Origin of the sequence: Pelotomaculum schinkii (genome assembly GCF_004369205.1) — a bacterium.
Lineage (GTDB): Bacteria > Bacillota > Desulfotomaculia > Desulfotomaculales > Pelotomaculaceae > Pelotomaculum_C > Pelotomaculum_C schinkii.
This window is the reverse complement of the sequence record NZ_QFGA01000002.1, coordinates 207,430-230,012: the sequence shown is the minus strand read 5'-3', so window position 1 is coordinate 230,012 and position 22,583 is coordinate 207,430. Positions and strand designations below refer to the sequence as shown.

The 22,583-nt window shown below is 42.8% G+C and carries 25 protein-coding genes and 1 pseudogene; 17 read left to right on the top strand and 9 right to left on the bottom strand.

Going from position 1 to position 22,583, the window contains the following annotated elements; translation table 11 throughout:
• Positions 1-89 precede the first annotated feature (89 nt).
• A complete protein-coding gene (locus Psch_RS12065) occupies positions 90-1,337 on the bottom strand; it encodes a sensor histidine kinase (protein WP_190240475.1) in 1,248 nt (415 codons plus the stop codon).
• A gap of 343 nt (positions 1,338-1,680) precedes the next feature.
• Here Psch_RS12065 and Psch_RS12060 point away from each other — a divergent pair, with 343 nt between their 5' ends.
• The 4 genes from Psch_RS12060 to Psch_RS12045 are packed head-to-tail and all read left to right on the top strand — an operon-like array spanning position 1,681 to position 4,846.
• Positions 1,681-3,141, top strand: coding sequence for an aldehyde dehydrogenase family protein (locus Psch_RS12060; RefSeq protein WP_190240474.1), 1,461 nt, complete (start codon positions 1,681-1,683; stop codon positions 3,139-3,141).
• Positions 3,142-3,164: 23 nt separating this feature from the next.
• On the top strand, positions 3,165-3,752 hold the full coding sequence (locus Psch_RS21425; RefSeq protein WP_282432463.1) for a BMC domain-containing protein: 588 nt from the start codon (positions 3,165-3,167) through the stop codon (positions 3,750-3,752).
• Between the two features lie 14 nt (positions 3,753-3,766).
• Positions 3,767-4,555, top strand: a complete 789-nt coding sequence (locus Psch_RS12050; protein ID WP_190240473.1) for a flavoprotein — start codon at positions 3,767-3,769, stop codon at positions 4,553-4,555.
• Positions 4,556-4,576: 21 nt separating this feature from the next.
• Positions 4,577-4,846 (top strand): EutN/CcmL family microcompartment protein, encoded by a 270-nt coding sequence (locus Psch_RS12045; protein WP_190240472.1) that lies wholly within the window; start codon positions 4,577-4,579, stop codon positions 4,844-4,846.
• A gap of 41 nt (positions 4,847-4,887) precedes the next feature.
• On the opposite strand, the gene Psch_RS12040 is transcribed toward Psch_RS12045, so the two are convergent.
• Positions 4,888-5,967, bottom strand: a complete 1,080-nt coding sequence (locus Psch_RS12040) for a response regulator transcription factor (protein WP_190240471.1) — start codon at positions 5,965-5,967, stop codon at positions 4,888-4,890.
• A gap of 690 nt (positions 5,968-6,657) precedes the next feature.
• Between Psch_RS12040 and Psch_RS12035 the strand changes: the two genes are divergently transcribed.
• Both Psch_RS12035 and Psch_RS12030 read left to right on the top strand, forming a co-directional pair.
• Complete coding sequence (locus tag Psch_RS12035) at positions 6,658-7,281, top strand: DUF4145 domain-containing protein (RefSeq protein WP_190240470.1); 624 nt, start codon at positions 6,658-6,660, stop codon at positions 7,279-7,281.
• A gap of 249 nt (positions 7,282-7,530) precedes the next feature.
• Positions 7,531-7,683: a hypothetical protein gene (locus Psch_RS12030; protein WP_190240469.1), complete on the top strand. Its 153-nt coding sequence runs from the start codon at positions 7,531-7,533 to the stop codon at positions 7,681-7,683.
• Positions 7,684-7,685: 2 nt separating this feature from the next.
• On the opposite strand, the pseudogene Psch_RS12025 reads toward Psch_RS12030, so the two are convergent.
• A pseudogene (locus Psch_RS12025) lies at positions 7,686-8,015 on the bottom strand (ATP-binding protein); the annotation flags it as partial.
• Between the two features lie 338 nt (positions 8,016-8,353).
• Here Psch_RS12025 and Psch_RS12020 point away from each other — a divergent pair.
• Both Psch_RS12020 and Psch_RS21420 read left to right on the top strand, forming a co-directional pair.
• Positions 8,354-9,559: an agmatine deiminase family protein gene (locus tag Psch_RS12020; RefSeq protein ID WP_190240468.1), complete on the top strand. Its 1,206-nt coding sequence runs from the start codon at positions 8,354-8,356 to the stop codon at positions 9,557-9,559.
• 289 nt (positions 9,560-9,848) lie between these two features.
• Entirely contained in the window at positions 9,849-9,983 is a 135-nt protein-coding gene (locus Psch_RS21420) for a hypothetical protein (protein WP_282432462.1), read from the top strand.
• Between the two features lie 76 nt (positions 9,984-10,059).
• Here Psch_RS21420 and Psch_RS12015 read toward each other — a convergent pair whose 3' ends face one another.
• Positions 10,060-10,410 carry a spore coat protein gene (locus Psch_RS12015; protein WP_345789092.1) on the bottom strand — a complete coding sequence of 117 codons (351 nt, stop codon included), beginning with the start codon at positions 10,408-10,410 and terminating at the stop codon, positions 10,060-10,062.
• A 422-nt stretch (positions 10,411-10,832) separates the two neighbouring features.
• Between Psch_RS12015 and Psch_RS12010 the strand changes: the two genes are divergently transcribed.
• Positions 10,833-11,309 (top strand): hypothetical protein, encoded by a 477-nt coding sequence (locus Psch_RS12010; protein ID WP_243124070.1) that lies wholly within the window; start codon positions 10,833-10,835, stop codon positions 11,307-11,309.
• Positions 11,310-11,730: 421 nt separating this feature from the next.
• The gene (locus tag Psch_RS12005) at positions 11,731-12,009 is read left to right on the top strand and encodes a GNAT family N-acetyltransferase (protein ID WP_190240467.1); all 279 of its coding nucleotides are present in this window, start codon (positions 11,731-11,733) and stop codon (positions 12,007-12,009) included.
• Positions 12,010-12,014: 5 nt separating this feature from the next.
• Here Psch_RS12005 and Psch_RS21685 read toward each other — a convergent pair whose 3' ends face one another.
• Complete coding sequence (locus Psch_RS21685) at positions 12,015-12,149, bottom strand: helix-turn-helix domain-containing protein (protein ID WP_205079568.1); 135 nt, start codon at positions 12,147-12,149, stop codon at positions 12,015-12,017.
• Positions 12,119-12,349, bottom strand: a complete 231-nt coding sequence (locus Psch_RS11995; RefSeq protein WP_486644311.1) for an AAA-type ATPase lid domain-containing protein — start codon at positions 12,347-12,349, stop codon at positions 12,119-12,121. The genes Psch_RS21685 and Psch_RS11995 overlap by 31 nt, the downstream gene beginning before the upstream one ends.
• Positions 12,350-12,427: 78 nt before the next feature.
• On the opposite strand from Psch_RS11995, the gene Psch_RS11990 reads away from it, so the two are divergent.
• Positions 12,428-12,643, top strand: coding sequence for a transcriptional regulator (locus tag Psch_RS11990; protein WP_427910097.1), 216 nt, complete (start codon positions 12,428-12,430; stop codon positions 12,641-12,643).
• Positions 12,644-13,456: 813 nt separating this feature from the next.
• Here Psch_RS11990 and map read toward each other — a convergent pair.
• The 3 genes from map to Psch_RS11975 form a co-directional block, all read right to left on the bottom strand.
• Positions 13,457-14,206 (bottom strand): type I methionyl aminopeptidase, encoded by a 750-nt coding sequence (gene map / locus Psch_RS11985; RefSeq protein ID WP_190240465.1) that lies wholly within the window; start codon positions 14,204-14,206, stop codon positions 13,457-13,459.
• A gap of 180 nt (positions 14,207-14,386) precedes the next feature.
• Entirely contained in the window at positions 14,387-14,551 is a 165-nt protein-coding gene (locus Psch_RS11980) for a hypothetical protein (RefSeq protein ID WP_190240464.1), read from the bottom strand.
• Between the two features lie 133 nt (positions 14,552-14,684).
• Positions 14,685-15,794 carry an HD-GYP domain-containing protein gene (locus tag Psch_RS11975; protein WP_190240463.1) on the bottom strand — a complete coding sequence of 370 codons (1,110 nt, stop codon included), beginning with the start codon at positions 15,792-15,794 and terminating at the stop codon, positions 14,685-14,687.
• A 322-nt stretch (positions 15,795-16,116) separates the two neighbouring features.
• On the opposite strand from Psch_RS11975, the gene Psch_RS11970 reads away from it, so the two are divergent.
• The 6 genes from Psch_RS11970 to Psch_RS11945 all read left to right on the top strand — a co-directional run bounded on the left by Psch_RS11970 (position 16,117) and on the right by Psch_RS11945 (position 22,567).
• Entirely contained in the window at positions 16,117-16,491 is a 375-nt protein-coding gene (locus Psch_RS11970; protein WP_190258821.1) for an STAS domain-containing protein, read from the top strand.
• A 413-nt stretch (positions 16,492-16,904) separates the two neighbouring features.
• Positions 16,905-18,812 (top strand): cache domain-containing protein, encoded by a 1,908-nt coding sequence (locus Psch_RS11965; protein WP_190240462.1) that lies wholly within the window; start codon positions 16,905-16,907, stop codon positions 18,810-18,812.
• Between the two features lie 36 nt (positions 18,813-18,848).
• Entirely contained in the window at positions 18,849-19,409 is a 561-nt protein-coding gene (locus tag Psch_RS11960; RefSeq protein ID WP_190240461.1) for a SiaB family protein kinase, read from the top strand.
• 39 nt (positions 19,410-19,448) lie between these two features.
• A complete protein-coding gene (locus Psch_RS11955; RefSeq protein ID WP_190240460.1) occupies positions 19,449-19,820 on the top strand; it encodes a DUF1987 domain-containing protein in 372 nt (123 codons plus the stop codon).
• Positions 19,786-21,456: a diguanylate cyclase gene (locus tag Psch_RS11950; RefSeq protein ID WP_190240459.1), complete on the top strand. Its 1,671-nt coding sequence runs from the start codon at positions 19,786-19,788 to the stop codon at positions 21,454-21,456. The genes Psch_RS11955 and Psch_RS11950 overlap by 35 nt, the downstream gene beginning before the upstream one ends.
• Positions 21,457-21,670: 214 nt before the next feature.
• Positions 21,671-22,567, top strand: coding sequence for a prenyltransferase (locus Psch_RS11945; protein WP_190240458.1), 897 nt, complete (start codon positions 21,671-21,673; stop codon positions 22,565-22,567).
• The last annotated feature ends 16 nt before the right edge of the window (positions 22,568-22,583 follow it).

Genomic DNA, 22,583 nt, shown 5'->3' with positions numbered 1-22,583 from the left:
GTTTTAATTGATGTACAAGTTTCCTGATTGCAGTAGTTTTTACTACTTTAACTTTACTCGTTGATAGGTCTTCCTTAGAATTACTTTTTCTACCTTTTCTGATAAGGAATACGAAGTGTGAATTTGGTTCCTTCGCCGTGAATGCTTTTCAAATCCCAGGAGAAGGATGCTCCGAAATAGTCATTTAGTATTCTTATGACATTATTTATTCCAATTGATACGGTTTTCGTATGCTCACTTGATTTGAGCAACAATATTTCTTTCAATACCTCATGTGGCATGCCGAGACCGGTATCTTCTATCTGAATGGTAACGGTATCGTTTTCTCTTACGAACGAAATCGAAAGATTACCGCCTTCTTCCTTTGGCTCCAGGCCGTGGGTCAAGGCATTATCAACCAGCGGTTGTATCGTAAAGATAGGAAGCTGACCATCTAGGCAGGATTCATCTACATGAAGCTCTATTTGTACGCGCCCTCTGATGACAAACTCCTTGATATAAAGATAGTTTTTAATGTAGTTTAATTCTTCTTCAATAGTTAAAATCTGGTTGGATGTTTTCAGGGTTTTTCTCAGAATAGCAGATAGAGCATGAATGATTTTTGGCGTTTCCACAGCCCCTTCTAATATAGCTTGCTGATTGATGGTGTTGAGCGTGTTGAAAAGAAAATGTGGATTCATTTGTGCTTGCATGTTTTTTAGTTTTAGCAAAGCGAGTCCTTTTTCCAATTCTGAATTGTTGTTTTTCTCTTGCAAGAGATTGACTTCATATTCACTAAGCTGCTTTTGAATAATATTACGATAGCCAATTTCGGCAATGTAATTGGCTATCACAAAAAGAAGATGCGCATAAGACAAAAACTTTTTCAACGAGACAAGGGTCAGACTCTGATAATGCCTGTCATAAAGTTCCTGTAAATCTGGCTGTAAATACTTGAGGTTAGTATCCGGTTTCACGATTTGTTCGAGTTTGTCCATGTCTTGTTTATCAAGGCGCGCCTGCCCTGTTAAAATGATTCCGAGATAATTTCCACATACAATGATAGGGACTGCGGCCTCTACCGCACCCATGTGGCAGCGATAGATAAAAGGTTTGCCGCTACGTGCCGCTTCCAGACCGGCATATGCGTCCGACTTTTCGCATAGATGACCCGCGGGGGAATTGCGAAGTCGGCGGCACAAGGGGTTAAAGTTGACTTCATCGTCAAATAAAGCAATTCCTTTATTGTCGGATAATAATGTGGTTAAACCTGTGACATTGGAAAGGTGACTTAAGATCTCTTGCATCGTATCGAACGATATGATATCACTTAACTGAAAAATGCGATCTTGGGACATTTGTCCTTTACCCTCCTTCATATCACTGTTGTAGATGTACAGTTTTATTGTAACATAATTGTTTTTGGGGAGCAGTTTTTGGTACACGTTTATATCGAAAAAAGCAATAAAAGTTCGATATTTGGCAGGTAATGCATTATCACCCAGAGGATACTAATAAAGCACGATATCAAACAACAAGATATGCAAGACCTACAGCAAATATACCCGAAGACAAAGCACTTTAAAAAAAATACAATATATAGCGATATAGCAATTAAAAAAATGCTCAATCATTTCCCGGCGGTGATGGTTGCAGCTAGAATCACCTGCCTTTTAAGCTGCCGGAGAAAAGGGGTTTATCATGGAAATGAACGAAGCAACAGTACAAATGATAGCTGAAATGGTAGCTAAAGTGATGGCCAAAGGCAAAATGCAGGAGCAGGATTCAGCAGAACCTATTCAATGCGATTTTAGAGGCGACTGTAAGAAGAATATTAAACAAAACGGGATTTTTACTAACGCAGATGAGGCGGTGCAAGCAGCTCATGCTGCACAGAAAAAACTCATGGAACTGACGTTGGAGGAACGTGCCGAGCTCATCGAGTCAATCCGTGAAAACACTAAAGAGAATGTTGAGCTTTTGGCAAAGATGGAATTAGAAGAAACCGGTATGGGGCGGTATGAGGATAAGGTTCGAAAGCTACTTTGGACGATTGCGAAGACACCTGGCACCGAGGACATTCGCCCAGAGGTTTTCTCTGGAGACTACGGTTTGACCTTGGTCGAACACCGTCCAATGGGTGTGGCATGTTGCATCACACCATCCACCGGCCCCTCAACGACGACAATTCACAACAGTATTTGCATGATCGCAGCAGGAAACAGTGTTGTCTTCAGCCCACATCCCAATGCATTTAAAACATCGATAAAGACTGTTGAAATCATCAATAGGGCGATTGCTACTGCCGGTGGCCCGGATAACGTAATCACTACCTTAAGTAGCACCTCCATGGAGATGACAGGAGAGCTGATGAAGCATCCGAAACTCAGCTTCATTCTTGCAACCGGCGGCCCGAGCGTTGTTAAGGCGGTACTGTGCTCAGGCAAAAGGGCCATCGGTGCAGGCCCTGGTAATCCTCCAGCACTTGTCGATGAGACCGCCGACCTAGCCAATGCAGCGAAATGCATCATTGCGGGTAGTCACTTTGAAAACGGAATACAGTGCGTGGGTGAAAAAGAAATTGTAGTTGTTGATTCTGTTGCGGATGTGCTTATTACGGAGATGGAGAAAAACGGTGCTTACTTCATCCGGGATAAGGCAATGATTGACAAACTAACCAATTTGGTAACCCGACCCGATGGTTCGCCTAATAAGGATTACATTGGCAAAGATCCGGAGATTATTCTAAAGGCAATTGGTATCAATACGACTGGTGAAGTAAAGGCCATTACCTATGAAGCACCCAAGGACCACATTACAGTTGTGGAAGAATATCTTATGTCCCTGCTGCCCATCGTGCGCGTGAAAGACATCGACGAGGCCATTGAACTCGCTGTTCGCTATGAGGGCGGACGACAACACAGCGCGATCATGCATTCAAAGAATGTCACAAACATGACCAGATTTGCCAAAGCTGTTTCCTCAACCATTTTTGTAAAGAACGGTCCTTCGTATAGTGGTCTCGGCCTCGGCGGTGAAGGCTACATGACCCTGAGTGTTGCAGGGGCGACCGGAGAAGGGCTCACGTCCCCACGAACCTTTACTCGCCCGCAGAGATGCTCCCTGATTGGTGATTTTAATTTGAGAAGTTCAACCCTTTAAATAATAATCGAGGTGAAGCTTTTGTGTCAAATGCTGAAGCTTTAGGCATAATGGAGGTTGTTGGTCTTCCAGCCGCGATTGAGTGCGCGGATGCTGCGGTGAAAGCGGCAAATGTCCGGCTCATTGGGTATGAACTGACAAAAGGAGTCGGATGGGTAACCGTAAAGGTGGCGGGTAATATCGGTGCTGTTCAGTCAGCGATTGCAGCTGGTACGGTGGCAGCGTCAAGAATAACCTCAGTTGTGGGCGTCCTCCTTTTGCCCCGACCTCATGAGGAAATTAAAGAGATGATTTACTCTCCAGATAATGTTTATTATCAGAAAACAACTAAACCCGAAAAGGGAGCTGTCGCTGAAGAGCCGGAAGTGGTTGCTGAAATCCTGTCAGAGAAAACTCACGCAATCGAAACGGAAATAGTTGAAATTGTGGAAGTAGAACCTGTATTGATAGATCTCTCAGATAAACCGGAACCGGTTAATGCAATTTCGTCATCAGACAGTAAGCCTGCAACGCGCAAGGCAACCTGCAACCTCTGTGGTGACCCAATTTGCCCACGAGGAAAAGGTGACCCTCATAAGGATTGCATCCATTACGGTGAGGTTGAACGGTGATGGAGGTATGAGCCGTGAACTATAGCAAAGAAACCGTGGAGCTGATTGTTCGTGAGGTACTCAAACAATTAGGAGAAGTACCTAGCAAGCCGGATGGCCTTAAACTGCTTGTACTCTTCAGTGGCGGGAAGTTGGGGGCTGATGAAGCGCTAGCTCAGTTAAAGGAGCTTCGAGCGAGTGGATACCAAATCACTGCTGCTTTTACACCAAGTGCAAAACGGGTGCTCGGTATTGATTGGTTCAGCTCGGTGCTTCCTGATTCAGAAATCGTAACCGAAAGCGATGTATTGTCTCCTCTTGATTTTGTCAAAGATGCCGACATGATCGCAGTACCGGTTCTGACCCTGAATACTGCGGCAAAGGTTGCCTTTGGAATCGCAGACAATCTGATGACAACCCTCTTTATGCAGGGACTGTTGCAGGGAAAACCAATAATTGCGGCTAAGGATGCCTGTGATGTGAACCATCCCATGTGTCCTAAATCACTGAAGAGCAGTCAAGTTTATGTTAATCGGCTGCAGGAAAATTGCAAGATCCTAGAAAAGTACGGAGTTCTTCTCGTGAATGCAGCCGATCTTAGCAGAGAGGTCAATCAATGCGCCAGACAGGACGTACGATATAGCGCAAACGCGTATTTGAAGCAACAGAACACTGACACGACGATATTTTCCGAAAGGGTACTGAGTATGGGTTCTGTGGCCGAATGGGAAGGCAAAGTGCTTCGGGTAAGCAAAGGGACACTCATTACGTCGGCGGCAAGAGATCTTGCTTATGAGCGCGGCATCGAAATTGTTAGGCCGTAGTAGTTAAGGGAGGCCAAAATTATGCTGATTGCAAAAGTTGTTGGACACGTGGTAGCAACCAAAAAAGATGAGCTCCTTACCGGATTCAAGTTGCTTACCATATGCCCAATGGAGAGCAAAGGCATATACAAAAATAAGGTAGAAGTTGCTATCGATGCGGTGGGCGCGGGCATCGGAGAGGAGGTTCTGGTGGTTAGAGGAACTGCAGCCAGATTGGCCGTGGGTAGCCCAGATACACCAGTTGATGCTGCCATTGTTGGGATTATCGATACGATTGATATTAATGAGTAAAGGAATAAACCCCGGCCGAAGCATTCGCTTTGACCGGGGGTCTATTCCTTTTCTTCAAGTTGCTTTTTGCTTGAAGTGCGATATTCGCTGGGAGATATACCCACAATTTTCTTAAAAAGACGGCGGAAAGAATTTGATTCCTCGTAGCCCGTTTTTAAGGCAATTAGCTCGATTGTATCATTAGTTGTGACAAGTAGTTGCTTGGCCTTCTCAAGTCGGCGTTCAATCACGTAATGCATGAAGGTGACTCCGGTTTTCTTTTTGAATAAATGACTCAAATAATACGGACTTATAAAAATTTCCTTGGCGATGCTTTCCAATGTTATATTGGTATGCAATCTTTGTTCGATAAGCTCCTTTGAACGTGAAATTTGTCTATATCCGGCTTCATGAATGTATTGATTAAAGCTATTGGTACAGTTTTCAACGAATTCTTTAAGGAAATTTTCGGTGGAATTGACGCTTTGTGCAGTAGATACTTTCTTGATAAAAGAATAGTAGACCGACGTAATTGCTTCTTTGCAACAATTATTCTCACCACATAGTTGGAGCACTGAATTAGCAAGATCAATGGAACTTGTACGCGTAAGAATCACGTCTTCTTTTGCAGCGGAAATCAGTTCCAACCAAATTTCATTCAGCAGCTTACAGGATTTTTGTGTATCCCCAGCTTGTATTTGCATCATCAATACTTGATATTTCGGAGGAATGACAGTAAGGTATGGTTTCACCGGAATACTTTCTTCTTCATTCAGTTGGGCACTTAACAAATCTAGTACATTGAGAAGTTCCTGCGACTGAACAGGCTTCAAAAGGTAGTCGTTTACACCTAGCCGCAATGCAGTTTGAATAAATTCGAATTCATCATAAGCGGTGACAATTACAATTTTTGTTTTGGGGGAAATCTCTTTTAATTTCCGGGTCATGCTAAGGCCATCCATACCAGGCATTTTAATGTCTACAAAAACAATGTCCGGATTTTTCTCCCTTGTAATTTCCAGCCCGCTATTACCGGTGAAAGCCTGACCCAGATATTTAATCTCAGGGCGGTATTTCTTCAATATATAATTAATGGCTTCCCCTTCCATAGGATAATCATCTACAACCAATACTTTAAGCATTCACATCACGTTCGCTTTCTTTATCTCAGTTAGCATCGCTTATGAAAAAAACCTCAAAAACCCATCTTTCAATGCTACAGCCATAAATATACTAATGTCTTTATAATAAATCGTAACAATTCCGATATGCTTGATGTCTTCAATATTATATCATGTTTTTATTAAAATACCAACAAATATTCTAAAGTAAGGATAGTAAAATGAATTTAGTAGTAACTGGATAGAGATTAAGATTATTAGAATATGCAACTTTCTATGGCTTGGCAAAGTTTGCTATTACTATGCGAGTGCTTTTCTCTGTGGTTATTAGTTGGCAACGAAAACATTACAATGTTCAACAAGGTAGCAGTTACACTAAAAATAACTTATTATTTAAAGAAAATTATCCAAATTTATTCTCTAAAATAAAAGTTGATGAAACTTTGAGTGTTATAGAGGCAACCGAACAGGAGCCATCCATTATTACAAACAATTCATAAAGCCGGGATGCTTATGTATGAAGATGATCTTGTCTTTGACTTGTATTCGGAGAAAACTTGATGACTTTCTTGTATTATTAATGGATACCATTGCTTTGCTAAACCAAACGGTCGTCAATAAGCATCTCATTCATGTATTTGTAAATGATGTTTTCTAAAAAAATTTTTAGAATGTATAGGCAGAATTTAACATGCAGGAGGGAAAAATGTTATGATACCATTTACTCCGCCACAGTATAAAAAAGATGTATTTACTTGCCCTCATTGTAATTCATATGCACAGCAATCTTGGCATCCGACAAGATATGATGTTTCAAATTATAATATTGCTTACCTTATGATATGTTTCTGCAGCAATTGCCAAAAGTATTCTTTATGGCATTATGAAAAAATGATATATCCCGATAATGGTGGCATTATGCCACCCAACCCTGATTTGGGTGAAGAGATAATATTGGATTATATCGAAGCAAGTTCAATCTTTAATAAATCCCCACGTGGAGCTTTTGCATTAATACGTTTGTGCGTTCAAAAACTAACAAAACTACTTGGTGAACCTGGAAAAAATATGAATGATGATATCGCTAGTCTTGTAAAAAAAGGATTACCTCTTCAAATCCAACAGGCCCTGGATATTATTCGTGTTATTGGGAACGCGGATGTATATCCTGGGGCAATAGATTTAAATGATAATCCTGATATGGTTTTAAGCCTTTTTGAATTAATCAACATAGTTGCAGATGTTATGATAACTCAACCTAAAAAAATTAAAGAGCTATATGATAGGTTGCCGCAAACAAAGAAAGAAGAAATAATAAAAAGGGATTCACCTTGATTTGTTTCTTTATTTAACTTGATCATAGGTATTAATACTGAGAAAATGAAACCCTGAAGCTGAAGAATAAAAGAAAAAGCTAATTTAGAGTAAAATGAAAAAAGCTTATTTTTCGACAAAACCAGGTGAGCGTGATGTCGCGAATCCCTATTTTAATGGTTTGTTTTAAGTTGTTGAAATCTGTGGTTGACACTAAAATATGGTCAAATTCTTATAACAAAGATACCAGATTTAGGGAGAGACATAATTTTGGGTCTTAACCTTTTTAAACTGGAAGATTTGATTGCTCGCAGCCTTCATGAAGATGTCAGCGTGGGTGATTTGCCCACCAAAGTGAGAAATTATTTGAACGGCGATGGTTGGGCATTTCTATTTCTGATCTTCTCGGTTTTGCTAAGCTAAGGTACCCCGTGATGGGCTAGCGAGACTTCACCAGGCTTGGGGATCCTTCCGCCGCCGATGATGCTTACAGTGGATGCAGAATGATGCGGGGAGCGAAAAGGGCGTTTGGTCAACAACGGCCGGCCCGCCGGGAGCAGCCCGGCCAGGCTGTGAATCTTGGTTACGTCTAAGGACTCCTGAAAAGTCAGATCCGGCAGTATGCCGGGCAGGCTGCGGGCAAGCATAGTTTTACCGGAACCGGGACTGCCGAGCATAACCACATTATCACCGCCTGCCGCGGCCACTTCCAGACACCTCTTGGCTGTCTGCTGGCCCTTGACATTTTCAAAATCCGGGTTTTTCTATACCCTAATACTATGAGTATGAGTTAGGTTGTCCCTGTGGAATTTGTTAACCGGGGGAAGTAGGGGTGAGATAAAAGGTTTTAACCAGAGATAGTTGGAGTTATTTTTTATTTATAGTTGGATGTCATTTTGAATGAATTTTATATTTATCCGGGATAGAGGACGACAATATGTCGTCCCTTTTCTTTTTGTATTTTAAAACTGTAAATGGGTACAATACTTAAGATATTTAAATTATGTAATATGGATTTATCAATTATAGATACTTATCGAGTTATTGTTTTGGATGATAAATTAAACCATAATTTTTACAGGTGGGTCTGAGAGTGAAAAAAAAGTATTCAGCCATCATTATAGCTGCTTTTGTTTGCTTGCTTATAGTGTTTTCTGTAAAATCTTTCAGAGACAACAGAGTTTACGAAAAGCCAAACATTAATGGCAATGGCGGAAGCGATCCGGTTTCTTATGTATTCCCTGGAGAATTCGAAAACCAGCAGGCCATCTGGCTGCAGTGGCCCGAAGGGATGTACAGCACTGCCAGCAACCCGGTTTACCCGGTATTTATCGATATTATTAAGTCTCTGGACCCATATGTTGGCGTAAACCTGATATCACAGAGCAACGAAGAAATTGCGCAGATTAAAGATTTACTCCAGGCAAACGGTTATTCTGGCTCAAATGTCCACTATTATATAATTGACCACCTGTCCATCTGGACCAGAGATGTCGGGCCGGTTTTCGTCAAAGACAGTCAGAACAGGCTGAATGTTGTTAATTTTGGTTTCAATAACTACGGCAGAGGTTCCAGTCAGTATTTTGCCGATATTGAAAGCAATATTGACAAGCGGGCAGCTGAAGCGCTTGGTCTGCCTGTCATCAGTACCAACCTGGTTTCCGAAGGGGGCGGCATAGAGTCTAACGGCAGAGGTACGATCATGCTTACCGAATCGGTTGCGTTGGACCGAAACCCGGGGCTGGCAAAAGAGCAGATTGAAAATGAATATAAAAGAGTCCTTGGGGTAAAGAAAGTAATTTGGCTTAAACAGGGACTTGCCGAAGATGATCTAATTACAAAAGGGCACATTAATGAAATAGCACGTTTTGCAAGTCCGGATACGATACTTTTGGCACAGGTCCTGCCGGAGGATAGATATACAAATTCTGATTCCCAAAATTCATACCTGCGCATGGAAGAAAACTACAATATATTGCTTAACTCTACTGATCAGGATGGAAAGCCGTTTAACATCATCAGGGTTCCGATGCCTCCCACACTTTACGGGGAGGTGGACGATACCGGCAAAATTCCCGTGCGCAGCTATCTGAATTATGCTGTTACAAACGGAGCGGTATTGATGCAGACTTATTGGAAGCCCGGGCGTTCAGAAAAACTGAAAGCTGCCGAAGAACAGGTTAAGGGGATATTTCAGAGTGTATTCCCAGGACGCAATATAATTGGTATCAATGCTGAAAGTGTTAACCTGTGGGGAGGCGGAATCCACTGTATAACCCAGCATATGCCTGCGAATTAGATTATCATCACCTGCCGTGGATTCGATAGAGATGGAACACTGTTGTTTTATCGCAACTTAAATCCCATGGACAATGGTACCAAATAAAGTTATTTTCAGAGACAAGGTCAAGCGTGTCATCATCAGCAAGCAATACGTTATAAGGGCTATCCATATCTGGCCCTATACAGCGATATCACTGCCTGAGCCCGGGCTCGTCCGCATTTCTACCTTGTCAAAAGGAGTTTTTTAGCGGGTCATGGTACCAGTAGATGGTAACATTCAGGACAACCGGGATCTTTTGTCCTAAATGCTCCTGGAGCTGTCCGGAGAACACGACCATGTGCTGGTCTTTACCACTGCAAGTGACGTGCAGATGGAAAACCCCGGCATCCCCAGCGTGAAGATGTTTATGGTGGAGGATGGGACCGTGGCGGCGCTTTAAGACAACTGAATAGCCCCGCTCCATATCGGTTAAATCCAGAGGCGAGGCGATTTACAGTATTTTTTTAGAATAGCTTTTATTGCGGCTTATTCATTCCGTTTTGTTGCATATAGTTCAATATTCCTTCACCGTGGTGCTGTTCTTCTCTTTGGATGTGCTGCAATGCCTGACGAACCTGCGGATTTGCCGTTTCAAAGATGCCAGTGTCGTAGCTGCCGGATACAAATTTTTCGGTCATCAGCATGTCTGTGCAGAGTGCGGCGTCTTCCTGGTTTATCATTCCGGCAAGTTTTTGGTTTTGCATCGGCTGGGCTTGCTGCTGTACGCCTTGATTAGCGGCAGTGTTGGGTTGTTGCCCTTGCAGAAGTTGATTGATGGTATTGTAGTGCTGCTGTTCCTGAGACACGTACTGGTTGAAAAGCTGTATAAGCTGCGGGTTACTGGCCTGTTGGGCGTAATTGGTATATTTCTGGATGTTTTGCTGTGTGGTAGTGCGCTGGTGCCCGAGACCGGAATCGAACCGGTACGGGGTTTGATCCCCGCAGGATTTTAAGTCCTATCCAGCCAATAGGTGTGCATGAGGACCATTGAATTTGGTTAAAATCCACAAAAAATAATGCTTTCGCGACTCGGGGGCTTCTATAAAATTGCATAGTGTGAGGGTGTTGGAGTATCGTTTTCATTGGCAATTTTCTTGGCTGTTTTGGTATTGGTGAGAGCGTAGTTTTATTGATAATTTTCCAAGCAGTACTTGATTAGATTAGTTCTTATTTATTAAATATTTAAATATTTTTCCTTCTTAGAATATAGCTATTATGGCTATATTCTTTTATAATGGAGGAAAGTACTATGCGAAGGAGCGACCCTCTTATGCCAAGCGTTTCTGTTCATGAGGCAAAAAACAAATTAACCGCATTAAGGCGGGAAGCAGCTATAGGAAAAGAATTCTTATTGGCAGATGCCAAAAGAAAGGACGATCAGCCTGTATCCCTTATTTCAACTGTGCTGCTTGACGAGCTATGCGAGGCCAAGACTTTTTCATACGAATGGCTTGACGAGCCTGGGAAAGAAAGCGAGAATTATACCCTATACAACCGGGAAACCGGAGTATATGGTGTGGGTCCTACAAAAGCGGAAGCTGTGGAAGACTTCATTGACAATATTATCGACTACTCAGGAGTTTATTTTGATGACTTGCCGTTTTATTTAAGTTCATCCGGTGGCCGCCGGGAGCACTATTGGTACTTGAGGCGTGTTCTCCGGTGTGAAGGGGACAGGGAGAGAATTTACCGTGTCCTGGATTTGGATAAGGTACTGTTAGTATAATGGGATATACGTTCAAGTGGGATGACATTGAAAAGATATGTCGGAAGTTGGGGATGCAAAGGCAGGGCAAGACCGCTGTTTGGAAAGGCCTCGGTCCCGATGGAATAAAACGTACTTGTATAATCCATGCAAAGCATAAAGGGAATGTGGGTAGCAGTTTGGTGCAGAAGATTGCCACAAAAGAATTGGGTTTTACTTCGGTGGAGGAAATGTACCGGTTTTTAAATGGGTAATAGAAAACCTGATTGCCTGGAGCTCCCTGTTTATCTTGCTATAGCAATCCATGCAAATATGCCATAAGAGCGCAATTTTGCAGTGTAAGAACAAAGCGAAATGTATCTAGCAAGTAAAAAATTGGCCAAAATATTTAGCAAGAAATTGAAGACAAAAAGCTTTCGATTCTCTGCAAGGGGGTCTCATTTTGGTAAATATAAAAAAAGGTAGTAATAATTTTTATGTAGGAGATAAGGAAGAAGAGCCATTAGCAATAATAAAATTCTCTTATAAAGGGTCAGACATCATTGTCGTTGACAGCACTTTTGTATCAGATGAGCTAAGAGGACAAAATGTTGGCAAACTATTAATACAAAGAGTGGTTGATTTAGCAAGAGAAGAAAACAAAAAAATAATTCCCCACTGCTCCTTTGTTAAAGCTGTATTTGATAAAACTAAGGATTATGAAGATGTGGCATATATATAAGAAATCTACTTTATCCCGAGCTTTTTCATCTTGTTCCGTAATGTGCTGGGGTTGATCCCGAGCAACTCGGCGGCGCCGTTAGGCCCGTTTATTCGCCCGTTCGTCTTTTTTAGCGCGACAGTATATTGTTGCTTATACATTCAGCCAGTCCCACGACCCTTTCCTCTCTGGAAGGGGTCGTTTTGTTGTCTTTGGAGGGAAAGAGCAGCGGCGCGATCTCTATCATGTCGTTTTTGCTAAGGATTACGGCGCGCTCGATGATGTTTTGCAGCTCACGGATGTTGCCCGGCCAGTCGTAGTTGACAAGCAGCTGCATATCGCGGTCGCTTATTGAGGGCACGGTGCGCTTATATATGTTTTGAGGAAGCCAAGGTATTTCCTTAACCCGTGTCGAAAACCCTTAACAGGAGGGATCACCTTGCTATTCGGTTCTAAAATCATGAAAAAAACCATTAAGGAACTGCGAAAGAATCAGAACCTAACCGCTAAGGAACTAGCTGATAAGCTTAAATTAGACACATTGGACATTCTGGATATCGACAACCTTAAGCTAAGGGATGTGCCAGAACCTCTGAAGTCTAATCTCCTGCCTATTTTAAGAGGTGACTATATGGACAAGATCCCATGGCTATAAATTTTGCGGCACCCGCCAACTTCCCCAGATATTTTTTAATGCGCCGGACCTTACGCTGGCAGTGCCCCCAAGGATACCCCAACACATACGGGACTCCGGCGCGCTGATCCGTGCGCTGCCGAACCTTACTCGTGCGTTTGCCCATACGCGGCCCATGCGTTTTTGACCGGCCCGGTGCATGAAAGGTATAATTCTCTGGGTTTTTTAGTGTCAGGAATATAGGCCGACGATTTCGAAGCTGGGCAAACCGCTTGACACATCTACCTCAACCTCCACGATTTGACCATCCAGACCGCTCAAAGCGGTGCTTTTCACAATGGCAATCATACTTGCCTCCGCGAAAGAAAAATAACTTAGACATATTTCTACCAGGTTGCTGTAAAATCCTGCCTGAATTTGAAAAGGTGGGGAGGTTTCTTCTGTGGTGGTATTTGAGAAGCTGTTTACAATGTTAGCGGACAACATTTATAAAGGCAGCGTTTTTCTTTAATGAGAGGTGCCGCTATAACTTAAAATCTTCGTTTTTACTTTACTGGAGCGTCAGTCTGGTTACCCTTTCCAAGGTACCCGTTCAAAGGCTGAGAGGTGTTGCAACCAAGCTAAAAAGTCCAAAAGCTGACGTGATTACCTGACCAGAAATTGCTGTATATAATGGATATATAATGGTAGCAAAGGAAAATACTACCTTGTCTGTATGTGCTACTGCGGCAACACGTAATTATGTGCAGCATTGTTTGCAAACGCAACCCGTTCGGGTGAGAAAGGGTATTAGTCCACGGATTAACACGTCCTTTCCCATTTAGCAAACCTGTATCAGTCCTGTTCAGTTAAAACCAGCGGACCGTTCTTGGTGATAGCAATGGTATGCTCATACTGAGCCGACAGGCTGCCGTCCGCCGTCCTGGCAGTCCATTCGTTCTGGTCAATTGTCAGGTCGTAGGAACCCATATTGATCATCGGTTCGATGGTAAAAACCATCCCTTCAAAGAGCCTAACACCCTTGTTGGGGTGACCATAGTGGAGAACTTGCGGAGCTTCATGCATGTTATGACCTATACCATGTCCAGTAAAATCACGCACTACGGAAAACCCATGGGATTCAGCATGAATTTGAATCGCATGTGAAATATCACCAAGTCGATTGCCGAGAACAGCTTTGTTAATACCGATGTAAAGGCACTCTTTAGTCACTTTGAGGAGTTGTTCAGCTTGTTCAGATATTTGACCCACCGGGTAAGACCAAGCGGAATCAGCTAGCCATCCATTGAGATTGACAACCATATCAATGGTGACGATATCGCCTTCCCGGAGAGGGGTTTGAGTCGGGAATCCGTGGCAGATTTCATCATTGACTGAAGCACACGTTGCAAAAGGATAGCCCTGGTAACCCTTTTGTTCGGCTTTGGCCCCGTGGGATTGAATGAAGTGCTCTGCGAAGTGATCGATTTGCAAAGTTGTTATACCCGGACGAATGATCTCGCGGAGTTCCCGGTGGCAGGCAGCTAATATTTTACCAGCTTCAGCCATCCGTGCAATTTGTTGCGCTGTTTTAATTGTAATCAATCTTTATTTCTCCTCGAAATTAACTTTAACGGAAACATGTTATGGCTCTGTTGGCGACTTGTTTTCTGCCATCCCCAAGGTTAAGCAGTAAACCTTAATACCGTGGGCAATAACTTCATTATAATTTTCAGGAACACGTGGCTTGCCTGTAAACACGACAGGCTCATTGATGCAACCAGCTCAGCCAAAACCCGTTCGTAGTTCCACAGTAATGGCTCCATCTCTGTTAAAAATATAGCCCCTGGCGTCTTTAGAAATTTCGACCTTGATCATTTTTGAATCACTTAGTACCTGTATGCCTGAATTTGCTACTTCATAGTTGTTATGGCAGTTAATGACAGACATTTTACCACCCTTCCTGTTTTTATTTTACATTAGTATATACTGCCAATAAAAATCCTTCTGTAACATTGTTACAAATATTGTGTGGTGAAAGAAATCGAGATGGAATTTGGAAACAAGTGATTTTCTCGATCACCTAGATTGCTGTAAAATCCTGCCTGAATTTAAAACTTCCCACTTTCTCTAAGGCCCTGTCAATTTCCTCTTTAATAATGTCTTCATGTTGTAATAGGCCGTTAATAACAATGCTTTTTTCTTGCACCAGATTAATTTCTTCCCTTGAATCTAATAACCTAATAATTGGCCTGAGCGGTAAGCTTGGATTTAACCTGCAGACTCTACCAACAAAGCCATTACTCAACCTTACTATTGAACCAATGTTGTATGGCACAATGCATTTCAGAAAAGCTTCCACTACCCTTTGCTCAAACATCATGTTGCCGGAAGCCATGATCATTTCGTAGACCTCGTGCGGCGGCATGGCTCTCCTGTATATACGGTCAGTAGTGATGGCGTTATAAACATCTGCAACTGCGCAGATAACAGACATTTCAGCGATTTCCTGTCCCTTAAGACCGCGTGGATAACCTGAGCCGTCATATTTCTCATGATGGTCCAAGACTATGTTGGCGCTTTCGGGGTCAATATCTTCATTGTTGTCTAAAAGCATTTTGTACCCGTATAAAGGATGCTTTTTTATCTCACTGAATTCTGCAGAGTCTAATACCCCCGGTTTATTCAGTATTTCCGGTAATACTTTGGTTTTTCCCAGGTCATGCAGCAAACACCCTGTCCCCAACTGGAGGAGTTTATCCTTTTTGTAGTTCAACCTGATGCCTAACATTAAAGAAAGTGTACATACGTCAACTGAGTGAGCGTATGTATACATATCTGCAGAGCAAATTTCTGTAAGATTTCCAATGATTTTTTTACCACTGATAATTTCATCAATCAGCATTTCCACTTGATTCGTGATGTTCTTAATACTAATCCGGTTTCTGTTCACCATTATCTCATGCTGCACCTTTTTCATGACACTGCAACGCACTATGTCTTCCAGCGCATCACTAAAATCCTCCTCGAACCCGCTATCTATATTAACCGTTAATATCCCGTGACGCCGCAGAGACATGATATATTGTGTTGTCAGGGTTGTTCCTCTGTTTAAGAGTGTCTCTCCGTTACGGCCGTATATCGGGCGGGTCAGCCTCATCCCTGTTTCTATGAATTTTGTGGAAATCCTCATGACAATCGTCTCCTCAAAATGAACTATATCTAAGTGCAGATGAAAGGCCTGGTTTTTAGTTTTATAAATAGCTTACTTATCTTACAACTGACTCTAATCCAAACGGAATAGGGCGTTTCTTTTTTTAAGATAAAAAACCAATAAAGCTTCAAATTTCGCTAGTAAAGATCATTTTAGAAATACAATAATAGTAAATTAAAAATCTGTCCAGGAAAATAGTCCCATTTGTTAATCTATTAAAGTATCTGCAGGAAATAAAGCTTATTAATGGAAATTATGATTTTATACATATTTGTGAGTCAATGAGACAAAAGGGGGATCTCTGCAGTTAACGACCGCGGTTTTTAAAGTAGTCAATATAGTTCGGCGTCTGGATACTGTCACCGCGCCGGATTATGACAAACAATGTGCGGTATGGATTGACGAGGGAAATAAAAAATTCGTTTTTGACTTTGCCAAGCTGGAGTATATTAGCAGCGCGGGACAGAGAAGTATTCTGGTTATTGTAAAGAAACTGCGTGCCTGCGGTGGTTACATGGCTTTATGCAATCTTAACGGACTTGTGCAGGAGGTAATATCCATTTCCGGCTTTGACAGCTTTCTTTCCATAAACGGGGTGCTTGATGAAACAATTGCGAAAAAAATGATCGGCATGTATGCTGCCAGGGTTGCAGCGGAGATGGAAACATCATCGTAAGTTTTGCAGTAAAAATCATAGACACTCACCTTGCAATGTATAAATAAACTCACCCTCAACATTTTAAAGGGTGAGTTTTTATTTATGCCCTCTAGTTCACGAATTTTTATTTATATACAAGGCGCCTTCAAATGTTTTCTGTAACGCATAATTAGTTATTTGTTCTGCTTTGGATTTTCTGATATTTATTATACTATCCAATACCCTTTATAATTCCATTAATTTTAAAATAATATCATTTCTGTGATTGTTTTACTTCAGATGGAAGGAAAATTAAGATAAAATAGAGAATAATTTATTAAAATTTGGAATATGGAAATTATTGCATTATAGCCTTCATCTGAAGTCGACCGGAGGAGAGAAACCAATCCTGATGGAATTTTTGCCGGACGGCTAATTAAGAGGTGTGATTATTGCATTTTAATAGTTTGAGGCCAAAATTTATATTTGTTACCTGCTTAATTTGTCTTACCTGCCTGTTTATCGTGTCCCTGGTAAGCTATCTTGTCTCGTATAAAATAGTAAAAAATGAAGTCAATCAAAAAGCTCTTGAATCGGTGATGAAGTATGCTAACCAGTTCAACAGCTGGTTTGTTGAGCAGGGCAGTATTGTGAACAGCATCGGCGAGGATCTTGAGATCAACGGTGATTTTAGCGACGCGTATTTGCTTTATTACTTGTCCAGCAAATTGAAGCGACAAGAGACATATGTTATTGATTATTATATGGGTTTTCCTACCAGAGACCGGCCATTTATCGATGGTTCCGGCTGGCTTCCCCCAGCGGAGTTTGATTGCACTACAAGAAAATGGTATCAAGGCGCGTTGCAAAATGATGGATTGGTTTATACTACGCCATACCTTGACGCCAGCACCAAGAAGATGATATTTACCATATCCAGACCGGTTAAGCAAGATGGAAAGCTTATTGGAATAGCGGCCGCGGATATACTGGTGACTGATCTGATGCAGCTTGCCGAAGAGTCAAAAACAGAGGAGGCCGACTATGCGTTTTTGTTGGATGACCAGCAGAACTTTCTGGTGCATCCGGAAAATAGTATTCAACCTAAGCCCGATGTCCTGGAGAAAGCTGACAGCGTTATGGGCGGGCTGTATCTACCGCTCGTTGAACAAATTAGAACCCAGAATTATGGCATAGTGGAACTGGTGGATTATGACGGGATTAACAGGTTTTTTGTTTTAAGTCCCATTGAGTCTACCAACTGGACCTTTGGCGTTGCCATACCAAAATCCCAATATCTAAAAGCCATAGACAAGCTGTGGCTGGGCTTTGCAACCGCCCTGGCTGTTTCTCTTGGTATTGGGGTCCTGGTTATTCTGTTTTTCATCAATACCTTACTAAAACCTATAGTAAAGCTTAAAGAAGCTGTGAACAGATATTCGCAGAAGGATTTTAGCAGCCGTTCTCCGGTTTTGACCAGTGATGAAGTAGGTGAGCTTAGCCGGAGTTTTAATATGATGGCGGATACTATTCAAGAATATAACCGGACCTTGCAGCAGCGGGTCGAGGAACGGACCAGAGAACTGCACGAAAAAAATGTGCGGATCATGCAAAGCATCGACTACGCGCAGAGGATACAATCCTCAATTCTACCCGACCTGGAGGAAACCTTGGGCACAGCTGCCAAAGACTATTTCATCATTTGGAGACCAAGAGACATTGTGGGTGGAGATTTCTACTGGTGCAAGAGAAACGGCTCAAACCTGTATCTTGCCGTAGCTGACTGCACCGGCCACGGGGTTCCAGGGGCTTTGATGACGATGACGGCCAGCGCTATATTGGATAGGATAACTGATGATGCTGAAGGCTTTGACCCGGCGTATATTTTGCAGAGACTCAATAAGCTCCTGAGAGAAACCCTGCGACAGGATAATCCGGGCGCCCTAACAAACGACGGCCTGGATATCGGACTTTGCCTGATTAAACCGGACGAAAACAAACTGATTTACTCGGGCGCCAGGCTTACGCTCTTCTATTGCCGGGACCATGAAGTATTTGAAATCAAGGGTGACCGGCAAAGTGTGGGCTACAAGGAATCGAAAATTGATTATCAGTTTACCAGCACAGAGATAAGCCTGGCAGCAGTAACTGCCTGCTATCTGACCACTGACGGGCTATTTGACCAAAACGGCGGGGAAAGCGAACTCGGCTTTGGTTCCAAACGCTTCAAGGAAATTATTATGCAAAATCAAGCAAAACCCTTGTCTGAACAGAAAAGAATATTAAACGAGGTGTTGGATGAGTTCATGGGAGAGGAAAACCAAAGAGACGACATTACCGTGCTCGGGTTCAAGATTTAAGGGCCGGATGACTATAGAAATGGAAAGGAGATGGCCATGGTGTTGAAAGAAAGCCTGACCGATTTAAAAAGCAAACTTGTTGAACATGGTATTTTGTTGACTTTTTCAGGTCCATTCTCACAGGAAATCATTGAAGTTCTAGGTGAAGCAATTCAAAAACACATTATGTCGGATGATAACATAAAGAGCAATACCTTGAATGTTTTCTCGGTTTTTATTGAGCAGACCCAAAACATCAGGAATTATCTGGGCAGTAAGCGTTTTGAAAATGAACTGCCGGGTTTTCTTAACTCGGGCATGGTGACTATTGGGAAAGCCGGTGACCGTTACTTTGTAGCTTCCGGTAATATGAGTAAAAAGGAAGATGCCAGAGCGCTTGCTGACAGAATTGAGGAACTAAATGGCATGGATAAAGGGCAATTGAAAGCAGCCTATAAAAGCCAGCTGAAAAAATCAAGAATTGTTGTTGATGAGGAACCCGGCGGCGCCGGCCTGGGGCTCCTGGAGGTTGCCAGAAAAGCATCCGCGCCCATTGAGTGTTCGATAGTATCCAAAAATGAGCGATATGACTATATAACCATTAATGTGTATATTTAACAATATGTGAAGGGACAAAAAATTAGGAGGGGTGATAACTTGGTCGGAATAAATATTGAGGCAACCAAGTCGACGCCGGAGATAAAGTTTGCCGGGAATACCCTGACGATCAAGGGGCAATCATACCCGGAAAATTCGGTTGGCTTTTATGCTCCGGTTTTCGCCTGGGTGGATGAATACCTGGAAGAGCTTGATGAGGGAAAAGCTATCTTTGAGTTTAACTTGATTTATATAAATACCAGCAGTTCCAAATGCATGATGGATTTCATCGATAAATTGCAAGAGGCATTCAGCCGTGGGAAGCAAGTCATGATCAAGTGGTACTGTGATCCTGATAACGAAAGCCTGCTTGAGTGTGCTGAGGAGTTCAAGGAGGATGTTGAATTCCCGTTCGAAATTATTCTCGTTTAAGGATATTGATAACATGGGGAAGAATCAAAAATATCGTGATTTGTTTGAGGCTGAAAAGAACGTTTTGAATGATGCCCTGCAAAATATTTCATCAGGGGAATATAAAGACAATTCTCTCCTGCCTCACTACAGGCAACTGGCGCTAAACTATAAAAAGCTGCTGAAGCTCAGTGACAAGGTGATAAGTATTAGCGACAGGCAACAGTGGGGCCTTAAGCAGGTCGAAAGCGCGCTCAAAGACCTTCTTGATAATGCTGGTCAGGGATTTTTGACTTTTGGGCAGGATCTGCGGATAGATCGGGAATACAGCGCTGAATGCCGGAGAATATTTAACGCAAATATTGAAAATGCCAATATTCTTGATTTATTGAGAGCCCCTGATGATGAAGAGCAGAATATTCTTTTTGCAAATGTCTTTAACGGTGTTTTTCAAGCTGCAGATGAAACAACAAAAATCAGTTATTTGAAGCGCTTGAAAAAAAAGATCCGTATTAATAATAGATATATCGCTATAGAATACAAGCTTATCAAACATTTTGAGCAAGAAAGCGAGAAGGAAGCTGTAATGCTGATCCTTTCCGATGTAACTGATAAGCATGCTGCGGAAGAAAAAATAAATTATCTTAGCTACCATGACAAGCTGACCGGTCTCTTTAACCGTGCCTATGTTGACAATTTCTTGTATGAACTTCATGATGAACAGCAATTGCCTTTGAGTTTGATTATGGCTGATTTAAATGGATTGAAGTTGACCAATGATGTTTTTGGGCATGTAACCGGCGACAAACTGCTGAAAAACATCGCCGCGGTTTTTCAGGAATGCTGCCGGCAGAGCGATGTTGTCGCTCGCTGGGGTGGGGATGAGTTTATTATAATTCTGCCTGCAACAAATAGAGAAAGCTGTGAGTCCGTTTGTCAAACAATCAGGCTTACCTGTCAGAAAGCCGAAGCTGATCCGATTGAGCTCAGTGTAGCATTGGGAACAGCTACTTTACATAGCTTCAAGGACGATATGCTGGAGTGGTTCCGCCAGGCGGAAAGTAAGATGTATCAGGATAAACTGACTGAGAGAGAAAATAATCGCCGCCGGATTATACGTGCCCTGGAAAAAAAATTGTGGCGGATAGAACATGAAAATGAGGAGCATTGTCAAAGAATAGCGAGCATGGTTGATAAGCTGGCTGAGCAGCTTAACCTGTCTCCGGATGATAAAAGGGACTTACACCAGATGGCCTTCTTGCATGATATCGGTAAGGGTGTCATCCCGTTGGAAATACTGGAAAAGCCCTTATCGTTAACGGAGGAAGAATGGGAAATGATGAAAAAACACTGCGATGTGGGTTACAGAATGGCCCAGGCCATTAACGAGCCCAAATTAGCAGAAGCAATTCTCTCCCATCACGAGTATTTTAACGGAATGGGCTATCCCCAGGGACGAAAAGGAGAGGAAGTACCACTTATAGCACGTATTATGGCGGTTGTTGACGCTTATGACGCCATGACCAATAACCGTCCATACAAAAAATCCATTGGTTCAGAAGAGGCTTTAGCTGAACTTGTAAAATTAAGCGGCACTCAATTTGACCCGCAGATTGTCGACTTATTTGTAAAAATGGTACGCAACGCCGGCGATTAGGCCATGGATCGGTCATGTCATATGAATATTCTTCCTCCATAGGTTCATTAGGGTAAACCTGTCATTAAGTGGTTGTCAAAGGAAGGACCGTCTTAGTCGGACGCTTTAGCTTGAAATGAATGAATTTTTTGTTTTCTTTTGGCAGGTAAAAAGCCTTGTGGCATTGAATAGTCATTTTGTAACAGTTACCATTAATTGAGGAAGGAGTATATGTATGCGGGGTGCTTTGACCGATTATGTGCAGGAAACACGTCCCCAGTTTCTAATTCTAACCCCGGTATGCTGCCTGGTGGGAGCGGCATCCGTCTACTGGAAAAATGGCGCTATCAACCTCCTGTACCTGGCTGTCGCTCTCGTCGGAGGGATAGCGGCGCATGCCGCTGTCAACGCCTTAAATGACTATCATGACTATATTAGCGGGCTTGACCTGCACACCACCACCACCCCTTTCAGCGGGGGAAGCGGGCTTCTGCCGGCCGGTCGCCTTTCTGCTACAGCAGCGCTTGTCCTCGGTGCTGCGTGCCTGGGCGTGACATTGGTTGTCGGCGTTTTCTTCCTGGTTGTGCATGGACCGGGACTTTTATGGGTGGGTCTGCCCGGAGTATTGCTGATAGTTTTGTATACAAAGTATATCACTCGCTCCCCTATTCTGTGCCTGCTGGCGCCGGGACTGGGGTTTGGACCGTGTATGGTATTGGGCACTTATTTTGTTCTGCAGGGTTCTTATGACCTGAATGCCGCAGTTGCTTCACTGATACCGGGGTTTTTGGTCAGCAACCTGCTGCTCCTTAATCAATTTCCAGACATTGAGGCGGACCGTATCGCCGGCCGCCGCCACCTGCTCGTTTTATGCGGACAAAACAAGTGCGCTCTGGTTTACGCTGCTATAGCTATGTTAACTTACGCCAGTATTGTTGTGGCGGTAGCCCTGAAGTTATTGCCGGTGTTGGTCCTTTTGGCTCTTTTGACATTTCCGTTGGCGCTTAAAACAATTCAGGGTGTACTGAGAAACAATGAACAACTAACGGTATTGATACCTCTTCTCGGCCGTAACGTGGCGTATACTCTTGCCACACCTTTCCTGCTGGCCATGGGGCTGTTTATGTCCTAGACCCAACCCTTACTTT

Excerpts from the sequence above, each read along its gene's own strand:
- Psch_RS11975 (WP_190240463.1), bottom strand. The coding sequence starts at position 15,794 with ATGAGGATTTCCACAAAATTCATAGAAACAGGGATGAGGCTGACCCGC.
- Psch_RS21420 (WP_282432462.1), top strand. The coding sequence starts at position 9,849 with ATGCTCCTGGAGCTGTCCGGAGAACACGACCATGTGCTGGTCTTTACC.
- Psch_RS12010 (WP_243124070.1), top strand. The coding sequence starts at position 10,833 with ATGCGAAGGAGCGACCCTCTTATGCCAAGCGTTTCTGTTCATGAGGCA.
- Psch_RS11960 (WP_190240461.1), top strand. The coding sequence starts at position 18,849 with ATGGTGTTGAAAGAAAGCCTGACCGATTTAAAAAGCAAACTTGTTGAA.
- Psch_RS21685 (WP_205079568.1), bottom strand. The coding sequence starts at position 12,149 with ATGTATAAGCAACAATATACTGTCGCGCTAAAAAAGACGAACGGGCGA.
- Psch_RS11945 (WP_190240458.1), top strand. The coding sequence starts at position 21,671 with ATGCGGGGTGCTTTGACCGATTATGTGCAGGAAACACGTCCCCAGTTT.
- Psch_RS12035 (WP_190240470.1), top strand. The coding sequence starts at position 6,658 with ATGATACCATTTACTCCGCCACAGTATAAAAAAGATGTATTTACTTGC.
- Psch_RS11950 (WP_190240459.1), top strand. The coding sequence starts at position 19,786 with ATGTTGAATTCCCGTTCGAAATTATTCTCGTTTAAGGATATTGATAAC.
- Psch_RS12040 (WP_190240471.1), bottom strand. The coding sequence starts at position 5,967 with ATGCTTAAAGTATTGGTTGTAGATGATTATCCTATGGAAGGGGAAGCC.
- Psch_RS12045 (WP_190240472.1), top strand. The coding sequence starts at position 4,577 with ATGCTGATTGCAAAAGTTGTTGGACACGTGGTAGCAACCAAAAAAGAT.
- Psch_RS12065 (WP_190240475.1), bottom strand. The coding sequence starts at position 1,337 with ATGTCCCAAGATCGCATTTTTCAGTTAAGTGATATCATATCGTTCGAT.
- Psch_RS12060 (WP_190240474.1), top strand. The coding sequence starts at position 1,681 with ATGGAAATGAACGAAGCAACAGTACAAATGATAGCTGAAATGGTAGCT.
- Psch_RS11980 (WP_190240464.1), bottom strand. The coding sequence starts at position 14,551 with ATGTCTGTCATTAACTGCCATAACAACTATGAAGTAGCAAATTCAGGC.